The sequence below is a fragment of the Planococcus sp. CP5-4_YE genome (assembly GCF_019042655.1).
Taxonomy (GTDB): domain Bacteria; phylum Bacillota; class Bacilli; order Bacillales_A; family Planococcaceae; genus Planococcus.
The window spans coordinates 12561-23594 of record NZ_JAHPZO010000016.1 but is presented as its reverse complement, the minus strand read 5'-3'; the positions used below and the strand labels follow the sequence as shown (position 1 = coordinate 23594).

Sequence of the window (11034 nt, the reverse complement as noted above, 5' to 3'; positions counted from 1 at the left end):
GAGGCAGATGACGGCACAACATTCGATGGCCAACTTCATGAAAGGTGCCGCGTTGCTTACGCTCGCAGGATTTGTCGTCAAACTGCTGAGCGCTGTTTACCGGGTGCCGTTTCAGAACCTGGTCGGTGACGAGGGCTTTTATATTTATCAACAAGTGTATCCATTTGTTGCGATTTTCGGCATTTGGACGTCCTACGGTTTTGCAGTCGCCGTGTCGAAATTATTGGCAGAGTATCAGGACATAGAGCACGCAGGCATTTTGCGCGCTGCATTTTGGCTCATCGCCATCATTTCGGCTTCCGCGTTTGCTGTGCTTTACTTGGGTGCTGGCGTGCTCGCGGGCTGGATGGGCGACCCTTTGCTTGCCGGATTACTGCGGGCGGGTGCGTTTGCGGTCGTCTTCATGGCGCCGCTTGCGATTATGAAAGGCCGACTTCAGGCAACTGGCAATATGGCGCCGGTCGCCACTGCGCAAATCACAGAACAGGCAGTGCGCGTCGCAGTCATTCTGATTGGCGCATTTGCTGCAGTCAGCTCGGGATTGTCGCTTTATGCGGCAGGGCAAGTGGCCATCGCAGCGGCAGGGGCCGGTGCATTCGCGGCTGTGTTATTATTATGGCGTTCTTATCGGAGTCAAAGAGAGCGTCCGATTGATACTTTCCACCGTGGAACGGCGAAGAAACTGCTCGTTACGAGTCTCAGCGTCAGTATGAGCTCGCTGTTATTGGTACTGTTTCAGCTTGTCGATTCGTTTACTGTCTATCGTCTGCTCGAACAGCCGCTCGGAACAGAGGCCGCCATGGAACAAAAAGGCATCTACGATCGTGCGCAACCGCTCGTGCAATTCGGGATTTTATTGGCGACTTCTTTGACGCTGTCGCTCGTGCCGCTTATTGCACATACGATGCAGGAAAAAAGCGGCCGCAGCCCGGCACTTTATGCGAGCCTGGCTTTGCGTGTGTCGGTGTTGTTTGCTGTCGCCGCGTCCGCCGGGTTGACGCTGGTTATGCCTTATGTGAATGAAGCTTTATTCCAGACCCCAGACGGATCTGTTGCACTCATCGTTTTTAATTGGCAAATCGTTTCGATGTCACTTGTGCTGGTGCTGACGGCGATTCTGTACGGTTTCGGAAAAATCCGCGTGCCGGCGCTGTTATTGTTTATCGGCTTGATTCTGAAACTGGCTGGCAATTTATTGCTCGTGCCACTGTACGGCATCACCGGAGCAGCGCTTGCCGGCAATATTGGCTTGGTCTTTATTGCGGCAGCGCTCATCCGGTATTTTAAGAAAGTTTGGCCGCTGCAATTTGCTCGCGCCCGTTTTTATGGCTGGCTCCTGGCAGCGTCCGTGGCGATGACGATCGCGGTGTACGCCTTTGTAGTGGTGATCGTGCCGCTATTGCCATGGTCCGGTCGGTGGGAAGCCGTATTCATCACACTGACCGCCGTGCCGCTCGGCGCTGCCGTGTTTTTACTGGTGGTGGCAAAATCACGGATCATCACCGAAAGGGAATGGTACATTATCCCGTTCGGACGCCGGCTGGCTGCGTTGCAATTGGCGCTCAATCCACGAAAGAAAAGGAGTTAGACAATGCATACCATTCATATACTCGGCCTCGGCGCCGGGGATCTTCTGCAATTGCCGCTCGGCGTATACCGTACCTTGAAAGAGGCGGACCCGCTTTACTTGCGGACAGCGGATCACCCGGTCGTTACAGAGCTGGAGACAGAAGGCTTACGTTACGAGAGTTTTGATGCAATTTACGAAAAGCATGACGATTTTGCGCCGGTTTATAAGGAAATCGCCGAGACGCTTATTGCGCTTGCGGAAAACGCATCCGTTTATTACGCAGTGCCGGGACATCCGCTCGTTGCGGAACAGACGGTGCAATTTTTGATCGAAGCAGAAAAACAAGGACGCTGTGAATTGTCGATCGCCGGGGGGCAAAGCTTTTTGGACGCCATATTCGGTGCATTGCGCATCGATCCGATCGAAGGCTTCCAGCTGGTCGACGGCATCGGCCTCGACAGCGACCGGTTGAATATGACCGAACACATTTTGATCGCGCAAGTGTATGACCAATTCAGCGCATCCGAAGTGAAACTGTCGCTAATGGAGAAATACCCGGAAGATTACCCGGTAACGATTGTTACAGCCGCAGGGGCCACTTCAGAGCGCCTGCGTACGGTGCCGCTCCACGAACTCGACCGTTCGGCGGAAATCGATAATTTGACGACTGTCTATGTGCCGCCTGCAACGGAGCAGACGCAGCGTTTGAAAGAATGGCAGACATTTCGTGAGATTATCGCGAAACTGCGCAGTCCTGAAGGCTGCCCATGGGACCGCGAGCAGACACATGAATCACTGCGCCCTTATTTACTCGAAGAAGCGCACGAATTGCTGCAGGCGATCGAAGAGGAAGATGACGAAGCTATCGCGGAAGAACTCGGCGATGTGCTGCTGCAAGTATTCTTGCACGCGCAAATCGGCCAAGACAGCGGCTATTTCCAACTCGAAGATGTGCTAGAAGCCATTAGTGATAAAATGATTCGCCGTCATCCGCATGTGTTCAGCGATGTGGAAGTGGCGTCGGCAGATGAAGTGGTCGATAATTGGCAAGCGATCAAACACCAGGAAAAACCGGCAGGAGAATCGCTGCTCGATGGCCAGGACCGCTTTAGTTCGTCGCTTTTGACCTCGTATAATTACCAGAAGAAAGCGGCGAAAGCAGGCTTTACGTGGAAAGACGCGGACGGTGCATGGGCGAAGTTCGAAGAGGAATTGCAGGAGTTCAAGGTTGAAGTGGCGAATGGTTCCAAAGACCAGCAGCTCGATGAATTCGGCGATTTGTTGTTCACGCTCGTCAACATCGCACGTTTTTACGGCTTGTCGCCCGAACAGGCGATGGTCCAGGCCAACCACAAATTCCGTATGCGCTTTTCGCACGTGGAACGCCGTGCACAAGAAGACGGCCGCACATTTTCAGATTACACATTAGACCAGCTCGATAGCTTCTGGAACGAAGCGAAAGCTGGACATGGAGAGGACGAAAATCATGAGACTCGATAAATTCCTGAAAGTATCCCGTTTGATCAAGCGCCGCACTTTGGCGAAAGAAGTAGCCGACCAAGGCCGCATTTTGGTCAATGGCAATAAAGCAAAAGCGAGCAGCGTCATCAAAGAAGGCGACGAACTGCAAATCCGTTTCGGGCAAAAAGTGGTTACTGCCCGCATCGACCAATTGCGCGAAAACGTCCGCAAAGAACAAACCGCGGAAATGTACACGATCCTGAACGAAGAAAAGCTTGATAAAGTAGACCCGAGCTTTGTGGACGACGAAGCATAAAGAATGAAAAAGAACCCAGCCGGTTAGCGGTTGGGTTCTTTTTGTGCTGTGCAACTTTTGGCGTGTAAGAGTTACGGGTGGAGATTGCGCTTCGGGCGGACGCTTGCCTAGGGGCGGGCATCGAGCAATGTGCCGCAAAAAAGCGCGACACATTTGTCTCTCCAGTCCCGCTCGATCCCCCAGGAGTCAGCAGTTTCCGCTTCATCTCTAGATTTAGATTGGTAAGTAGTTGTGTCATCCTCTCCACTCAGCAAATGAAGAAATAAAGTGCACTTTTTCTCTGTAGACCAGTTTACTGATTTTGTTCAGCACATGCATTGCCAACTAAGCGACATACTCAAAGGCAGACGAGTTATACAAAACCGGAACCATCTTACTTATTTACTTCAATGAAATATCCAAGCCGCCACGCGCACAAGGGTGAGCCGAAGCAATGAGACAGCGGGTTTCTGGCTCATTGCGAAAGGCCAACCCCAAGCGAGGCAGCGACTAACAAAGCGATGCAAAATACAATGAACGAACCTCGTCGCACATAAACTTCATGACCCAACTCGCTTAACCAATTAAGCTACTTACCCAAAAGTGGACGAACCATCCAAAACCGAATCCATCTGACTCACTAGATTCAACGAAATGTCCAAGCCCCTCGCGCTTAAGGGTGAAGCGAAACCAAGAGACAGGTGTTCTTTCTGGCTCATGGCGAAAGCTCAACCCCAAGCGAGGCGGTGGCTACCAAGGTGATGACAAAACACAGCTTCCTCCTCCATACATGAAAACGCCACTCCGCTAAAATTCGCCAACCCGAATGAAGAGCCTCGCCAGTTGCAGGCAAGGCTCTTCATTCGTATCAATAAGTTCAATCTCCCATCAAAGTTACGAGCACTGCTTTTTGGGCATGCAGGCGGTTTTCGGCTTCCTGGAAAATGACCGAATGGGGGCCTTCCAAAATATCGGTCGTTACTTCTTCCTCGCGATGCGCCGGGAGGCAGTGCATAAAGATGTAATCCGCTTTCGCGTGCTGAACCAGTTCCGCGTTCACTTGGAATCCTTCAAAATCATTCAAACGTTTAATGGCTTCCGCTTCCTGACCCATGCTCGCCCAGACATCTGTATAGATTGCGTCGCTATTGTTCACGGCTTCGGCGGGATCATTGGTCACCGTCACTACAGAACCGGTATCTTTTGCGATGGCCCGTGCGAGTTCGACCATTTCCGCTTGCGGCTCGTAGCCTGCCGGGGCAGCGATCGCGATATCGAGTCCGACTTTTGCAGCGCCGATCATCAAGGAATTGGCCATATTATTGCCATCTCCGATATACGCTAGCTTGCGGCCTTTGAGCTCGCCGAAATGCTCTAAGAGCGTCATTAAATCGGCCAGCACTTGGCACGGGTGGTAATCATCAGTCAAGCCATTGATGACGGGAATCGAGCTGAACTCAGCGAGCTCTTCAACGGCGGATTGATGGAAGGTGCGGATCATCAATCCGTCCAAGTACCCGGATAATACACGGGCCGTATCGGCAATCGTTTCACCGCGTCCGAGCTGGGTATCCTGTGAACTCAAGAACATCGCGTGGCCGCCGAGCTGCAGCATACCGGCTTCGAACGACACACGCGTGCGGGTCGACGATTTCTCAAAGATCATGCCGAGCACTTTTCCTTTCAAGAGCGGCAAGTATTTATTTTCGGGTTTTTTCAACTCAATCGCCAAATTCAGCAAATCGAGGATCTCCTCGGTGCGATAGTCTTTCAATGATAGAAAATCTTCCTGGGCAATAGTGGGGGCAAGCGGCATGATCATCGTCATTGGGCAAGCACTCCTTTCAAACGTTCAGATTGGATTTTTTGGCTTGCGGCGTAAGCGCCCGCAGTCTCCGGGCGTGACCAGGCATGCAGGCGGTGGATAGCCGCTTGCGCCATGCGGCCGGCGTCAGGCGTTTCGGAAAAATCGATATAGGCGGCGGCATCTTTCGATAATAACCACTCGTCAAAAGAAAGTTGGTCTTCGGTGACGATCGTGAAGCCTTGTGCGCGCCAAGAATTGAGTTGCTCATAATCGGCGCTGTCCTGGGCGGCGAATAGCGTTGAGCCTGTTGCAAGTTTCGCCAGCTGGACGGAAGCGCCGGTCAATGCTTTTTCGAGCGCGTCTTCAAACAGCTTGGCTGTGCCAATCACTTCGCCGGTCGACATCATCTCGGGCGACAGGACAGGGGACAGGCCAGGCAATTTAATATGGGAGAACACCGGCGCTTTGACGCTGAAGTCCGGTTGTCCGTTATACATGTCTTCAATGCCGAGCTCATCGTACGGCACACCGAGCAATAAAGCGGTAGCGTGCTGAACGAGCGGTACATCCGTCACTTTCGAGCTGATCGGTGCTGTGCGCGACGCCCGCGGATTGATTTCCATGACGAACAATTGATCTTCTTCGTAGACGAATTGAATATTGAATAGCCCTGTGTAGTCAAGCTGCCTCGCAATATGCTTTGCGGTATCGATCAGCTTTTGCTGCTGGACATCTGTTAATGTCACGGGCGGCGTGCTCGCGATGCTGTCGCCGGAATGGACACCGGTTCCTTCGAGATGCTCGAAGATCGCCGACACCCAGACGTTGTCGCCGTCCGTTAAAATATCGGCTTCGGCTTCTTTGCCGGTGACGAAATGGTCGACCAATACTGGAAATGCTTTATCCGCGCCCGCGAGCCAAGCATCCAGCTCCGATTGGTCGTGGAGCACGATCATGCCGCGTCCGCCAATGACATAAGAAGGGCGAAGCAAGACCGGGAAGCCGAGCTTGGAAGCTGCCGGCTGTACGTCTTCTGGCGCATTCGCCGTCGTCCCGGGGATGATCGGCAAGCCGATCGACTCGAGAAACGCATAAAAGCGGTCGCGGTCTTCCATTTGATCCAGCAAATCGACCGATGAACCAAGTACCGTGATGCCGGCTTGTTCTAGCGCTTTCGCTAAATTAAGCGAAGTCTGGCCGCCGAATTGGAGGATGACTTGGTGGATGCCCTCAAATTCCAGGACGTTCAAGACATCTTCCGCCGTGATCGGTTCGAAATAAAGCGCATCGGCCACTTCGTAATCGGTGCTGACGGTTTCTGGGTTGTTGTTGATCATGACCGCTTCATAGCCAAGCTTCTGTGCAGCCATGACGCTGTGCACACAGCAATAATCGAATTCGATGCCTTGCCCGATGCGGATTGGGCCGGATCCGACGACCGCGACTTTTTTCGCATCATTCGAGCGGTCGACGTCTGCGGCATTGTCCCATGTAGAATAGAAATAATTTGTATTCGAACGGAACTCAGCGGCGCATGTATCGATCATCCGGTAAGCTGGCGCAATTTTATAGCTTCTGCGCTGCCCCCAAATTTCAACTGCCGACACATTCCAAATATCGGCCATTTGCTGGTCGCTGAAACCGAGTTTTTTGGCTTGCAGCAAACGCTCAGCGGTGACGTCGTGCCAGCGGATTGAGCAAAGATCTTGCCATTCTGTAACGATATTCGACAACACATACAAAAAATAAGGCGTGATGCCGGTGAAGGCATGCAGTTCATCGATAGACTTTCCGCGGATAAGCAATTCGAACAGCACGAACAAACGGCGGTCGTCCGGCTTCATTGCGAGTTCCAATAAATCGCCCGTTGGCAATGAGGAGATGGCGGGAAGGCGGAACCCGTCTATCGGCAGCTCAAGCGAGCGCAGCGCTTTTTGCATAGCGGCTTCCATGCGGCGTTCGATCGCCATCACTTCGCCGGTCGCCTTCATCTGCGTGCCAAGCGTGCGGTCCGCTAAAGGAAATTGGTCGAACGGCCAGCGCGGGATTTTCAAGGCGACGTAATCGAGTGCCGGCTCGAAGCTGGCGTAGGTCGTGCCGGTCACCGGGTTCTTCAATTCATCGAGCGTATAGCCGATTGCGAGCTTGGCGGCGATCTTCGCGATCGGGTAGCCGGTCGCTTTGGAAGCGAGCGCGGATGAGCGGCTGACGCGCGGGTTGACTTCAATCAAAAAATAATCGGAGGTTTCCGGATGGAGGGCGAACTGCACATTGCAGGCGCCGATGATGCCGAGCGCTTCGATGATGTTGATGCAAGACGTGCGCAACATGTGAAAATCCGGATCGTTCAAAGTTTGGCTCGGGGCGACGACAACCGAATCGCCGGTATGCACACCGACCGGATCCAAGTTCTCCATATTGCAGACCGTGATGCATGTGCCCGCTGCATCGCGCATCACTTCATATTCGATTTCCTTATAGCCGGCGATGCTCGTCTCGACGAGGCATTGCTTGATCGGGCTCGCCGACAAGCCTTGCGTGACCAGCTTGATATAAGCTGCTTCGTCGCTTGCGATGCCGCCGCCGAAACCGCCGAGCGTATAGGCCGGGCGGACGATAACGGGATAGCCCGTGCGCTGTGCAAAAGCGAGCGCCCCGTCGAGTGAATAGATGATGTCGGAATCTGGCACCGGTTCGCCGAGTTGCTTCATCAAGGAGCGGAACTGGTCGCGGTCTTCCGCTTTTTTGATGGCGGTCATATCGGTGCCGAGCAATTCGACGCCGTATTGCTCCAAGATGCCGGCATCCGCGAGCGCCATTGCCAAATTCAAGCCGGTCTGGCCGCCGACAGTCGCAAGCAGGCCGTCCGGACGTTCTTTCTCGATGATGTTCGTAGCGGATTCGAGTGTCATTGGTTCGAAATACACTTTGTCCGAGACGCTTTCATCGGTCATGATCGTTGCCGGGTTGTTATTGATGAGCACTATTTCGATGCCTTCTTCTTTTAGAGCCAAGCACGCTTGAGTGCCGGAATAGTCGAACTCTGCGGCTTGCCCGATGACGATAGCGCCGGATCCAATGACGAGCACTTTTTCAATAGAGTCTAATTTAGGCATGCATTTTCACCTTCTTCATTTCATTTGCGGTCTCTAGGAACTGGTGGAACAAAGCAAGGTGATCCGCTGGGCCGGGAGCTGCTTCCGGGTGGAATTGAACCGTCGTAATCGGCAATTGCGGATGGATCAAGCCTTCGATGCTGCCGTCGTTAACGTTTTCGTATAACACTTCAAACGGCGTGTCCGACAAGCTTGCTGCTTCGACGACATAGCTGTGGTTTTGGGAGCTCATGCTGACGCGTCCGGTCTTGTTATTTTTAACGGGATGATTGGCGCCGCGGTGCCCGTATGCGAGCTTTGTGGTTGTTGCGCCGAAAGCGGCTGCTAGCACTTGGTGGCCGAGGCAAATGCCGAAGGACGGATAGCGCTCTGCCCATGCTCGGTACACCGGCAGCCAGCTGTTCAGCGCTTTGGGGTCTCCCGGTCCGTTTGAAAATAATAGACCATCGATTTCCAAATCCTCAGGAATCTCGATTGCCGCGTTATAGGGAATGATGCTGACCGTGCAGCCGAGAGCGAGCAATTCTTTTAAAATAGAAGCTTTGTAATGGAAATCGACCAGGCCGATATGCAAAGGGCCTTCGCCGAGCTGCTTCGTCTCTGCCGCTTCGCTGGCCGGGAAAAAGTCGGTCTTAATCATTTGCCACGGCTGTTCAGTCGTGTTCTCGTGAAGCAGCTGCGCCGGCATGGTGCCCGTTTCACGGACATGTTGGATGACTGAGCGTGTATCGATGCCGCTCAGGAGCGGAACGCCTTGCGCTTCGGCGAATTGTGCCAGCGAAATTGCCTGTTTGGGTAACGGGCCCGCATACAGCTCTGCAACGATGATGCCCGAGGCTTGGATTTTTTCAGATTGTGCATAAAGTGATTCGATGCCGTATTGTCCGATCAATGGATAGGAAAAAACGATGACCTGCCCTTTATAGGAAGGGTCGGTAATGACTTCCTCATAGCCTGTCATGCCAGTGAAAAAGACGACCTCTCCCTGTACCGCTGTTTGCGTGCCGTGCCACATTCCCGTAAATGATGTTCCATTCGCCAAAACCAATTTCCCCGTCATACTCCACACTCCTTTCATGAATATATATGCAATATAACTAATTTTTATAATAAAAGATGTGTCCTGTATTATAGTGTTGCATAAAAATTAAGTCAATAGCATTTTTATTAAATAATGGAGGCATGGTTAAATTCCGTTAAAATGCAAGAAAAAAGGAGAAAGGGCTTACAGAAAATCTTTTTATATGGAATGTTTTTCATGTATAATAATCACAAAATCAATTGGGAAGGGGCGTCCATAAGTGAAGAGAGAGAAAATGCACGAAAATCAGGGAGTGACCCCGCTGCAAAATGAATACACGCGGGCTGTAGAAATCGAAGACGCACGGAAAAAACGGCATCAAGTGGTTTTGTACAGGCGGCTAGCGGTGTTTGGCTTGGTTGTGCTATTGACGAGCATTTGGCTTGGGTCGACCATTTATGCACAATCCCAAACCATTGCCGGCAAAGAACAGCTGCAAGAGGAAAAATTGGCTGAGCTTGAAGAAGTGCAAAAGCAGCAAGCCAAGCTTGAAGAACAGATCCGTTTGTTGAATGATGACGATTACGTTTCAAAGCTTGCGCGCAAGGATTATTTCTTGTCGGATGAAGGTGAGGTCATATTCACTTTGCCGAATGATGCCGAAAAACCACAAGAAGATAGCGAAGAAAAAGAGTAGTCGGTTGACACTCTTCCTTTCATCGCTATAATTAAAGGTGGGATTAGTCCCGCAAACTGTCAATTTGGCCCGAATCCGGAGTCATCTTAAATTTTAAGGAGGAGCATTTTTTTTATGTCGATTGAAGTAGGCAGCAAGTTAGAAGGAAAAGTCACGGGTATTACAAACTTTGGAGCGTTCGTACAGCTTCCAACCGGTGCAACAGGCCTCGTGCATATTAGTGAAGTCGCCGACAACTATGTGAAAGATATTAACGATCACTTGAAAGTTGGCGAAATGGTAGAAGTGAAAGTGATGAATGTAGAAGCAGACGGGAAAATCGGTTTGTCGATCCGCAAAGCGAAGCCTCAGCCAGAAGGCGGTACCAGCCGTCCAAGCCGTCCGCGTCCGAACAATCGTTCTTTTGACCGCGCCCCTAAGGAAACCTTCGAAACGAAGATGGCAAAATTCCTGAAAGACAGCGAAGACAACCTGTCGACGCTTAAGCGTGCCACAGAATCTAAACGTGGCGGTCGTGGTGCGAAAAGAGGCTAACTTGCTAGCTGTTTTAATAGCATAGAGAAAATGCTTCAACTTAGTTGAATATGAACATGGAACGCCTCTCCTTTCGGGGGAGGGCGTTTTTTTATCGGCCGAAAAACACGAAGCGGTAGGAGAACGGAGTGTGTGTAAAGGGATGAAACAACAGCAAGTTCTTCAGGCATTTGACGAGTACGAAGTCTATATGGAATCGTAGCAAGTAGACTCTATCTGAATCCGATGATGCACACAAGCTGATCGCGCAGATGGTCATGCATCTCGCGGAATGGAATCGTTTGATCCGGGACGAACACTTGCCGCATATGACAGCAGGGGCGCATCTGGAACCGTTGCTAGAAGTTGATTCAACCGATGCGCAATCGATAAAGCCAAGACGATGGATTTTCCGGCCATCATCAGCCAAGCCATTGAAGAACGGCGAATGTTGAAGCAAAGGCTTACTGCTGCAACTCCAGAAAAGTGGACAGCAGTATTTACGTCGGGGGAAAGAAATAACCATGAGTCGCTAGTTCAGAAATCTCACGAAA

Annotated in this window: 9 protein-coding genes; 6 read left to right on the top strand and 3 right to left on the bottom strand. The window is 51.7% G+C overall.

All coding sequences use genetic code 11. From position 1 onward, the window contains the following. Nucleotides 1–7 precede the first annotated feature (7 nt). From KTG14_RS14900 to KTG14_RS14890, 3 genes are read left to right on the top strand one after another with little or no spacing between them, the layout of a single operon-like run. Nucleotides 8–1588, top strand: coding sequence for a putative polysaccharide biosynthesis protein (locus KTG14_RS14900; RefSeq protein ID WP_216971635.1), 1581 nt, complete (start codon nucleotides 8–10; stop codon nucleotides 1586–1588). A 3-nt stretch (nucleotides 1589–1591) separates the two neighbouring features. Then, complete coding sequence (gene yabN / locus KTG14_RS14895; protein ID WP_216971634.1) at nucleotides 1592–3070, top strand: bifunctional methyltransferase/pyrophosphohydrolase YabN; 1479 nt, start codon at nucleotides 1592–1594, stop codon at nucleotides 3068–3070. Further along, nucleotides 3057–3347 carry an RNA-binding S4 domain-containing protein gene (locus tag KTG14_RS14890; RefSeq protein WP_068487915.1) on the top strand — a complete coding sequence of 97 codons (291 nt, stop codon included), beginning with the start codon at nucleotides 3057–3059 and terminating at the stop codon, nucleotides 3345–3347. Before yabN ends, KTG14_RS14890 begins: the two co-directional genes overlap by 14 nt. Nucleotides 3348–4203: 856 nt before the next feature. On the opposite strand, the gene argF is transcribed toward KTG14_RS14890, so the two are convergent. From argF to KTG14_RS14875, 3 genes are read right to left on the bottom strand one after another with little or no spacing between them, the layout of a single operon-like run. Further along, nucleotides 4204–5154, bottom strand: a complete 951-nt coding sequence (gene argF / locus KTG14_RS14885) for an ornithine carbamoyltransferase (RefSeq protein WP_216971633.1) — start codon at nucleotides 5152–5154, stop codon at nucleotides 4204–4206. Continuing rightward, entirely contained in the window at nucleotides 5151–8249 is a 3099-nt protein-coding gene (locus KTG14_RS14880; protein ID WP_216971632.1) for a carbamoyl-phosphate synthase (glutamine-hydrolyzing) large subunit, read from the bottom strand. Before KTG14_RS14880 ends, argF begins: the two co-directional genes overlap by 4 nt. Beyond that, entirely contained in the window at nucleotides 8242–9309 is a 1068-nt protein-coding gene (locus KTG14_RS14875; RefSeq protein WP_216971631.1) for a carbamoyl phosphate synthase small subunit, read from the bottom strand. Before KTG14_RS14875 ends, KTG14_RS14880 begins: the two co-directional genes overlap by 8 nt. Before the next feature lie 241 nt (nucleotides 9310–9550). Here KTG14_RS14875 and KTG14_RS14870 point away from each other — a divergent pair, with 241 nt between their 5' ends. The 3 genes from KTG14_RS14870 to KTG14_RS14860 all read left to right on the top strand — a co-directional run bounded on the left by KTG14_RS14870 (nucleotide 9551) and on the right by KTG14_RS14860 (nucleotide 10935). After that, on the top strand, nucleotides 9551–9967 hold the full coding sequence (locus KTG14_RS14870; protein WP_237150299.1) for an FtsB family cell division protein: 417 nt from the start codon (nucleotides 9551–9553) through the stop codon (nucleotides 9965–9967). A 114-nt stretch (nucleotides 9968–10081) separates the two neighbouring features. After that, complete coding sequence (locus KTG14_RS14865) at nucleotides 10082–10501, top strand: S1 domain-containing RNA-binding protein (RefSeq protein WP_058382215.1); 420 nt, start codon at nucleotides 10082–10084, stop codon at nucleotides 10499–10501. Nucleotides 10502–10752: 251 nt separating this feature from the next. Continuing rightward, nucleotides 10753–10935, top strand: coding sequence for a hypothetical protein (locus tag KTG14_RS14860; RefSeq protein ID WP_216971630.1), 183 nt, complete (start codon nucleotides 10753–10755; stop codon nucleotides 10933–10935). Nucleotides 10936–11034: the final 99 nt, after the last annotated feature.

Bases quoted from the DNA above. Each gene is read 5' to 3' on its own strand.
- KTG14_RS14900 (WP_216971635.1), top strand. From the start codon at position 8: ATGACGGCACAACATTCGATGGCCAACTTCATGAAAGGTGCCGCGTTG.
- yabN (WP_216971634.1), top strand. From the start codon at position 1,592: ATGCATACCATTCATATACTCGGCCTCGGCGCCGGGGATCTTCTGCAA.
- KTG14_RS14890 (WP_068487915.1), top strand. From the start codon at position 3,057: ATGAGACTCGATAAATTCCTGAAAGTATCCCGTTTGATCAAGCGCCGC.
- argF (WP_216971633.1), bottom strand. From the start codon at position 5,154: ATGACGATGATCATGCCGCTTGCCCCCACTATTGCCCAGGAAGATTTT.
- KTG14_RS14880 (WP_216971632.1), bottom strand. From the start codon at position 8,249: ATGCCTAAATTAGACTCTATTGAAAAAGTGCTCGTCATTGGATCCGGC.
- KTG14_RS14875 (WP_216971631.1), bottom strand. From the start codon at position 9,309: ATGACGGGGAAATTGGTTTTGGCGAATGGAACATCATTTACGGGAATG.
- KTG14_RS14865 (WP_058382215.1), top strand. From the start codon at position 10,082: ATGTCGATTGAAGTAGGCAGCAAGTTAGAAGGAAAAGTCACGGGTATT.
- KTG14_RS14860 (WP_216971630.1), top strand. From the start codon at position 10,753: ATGGTCATGCATCTCGCGGAATGGAATCGTTTGATCCGGGACGAACAC.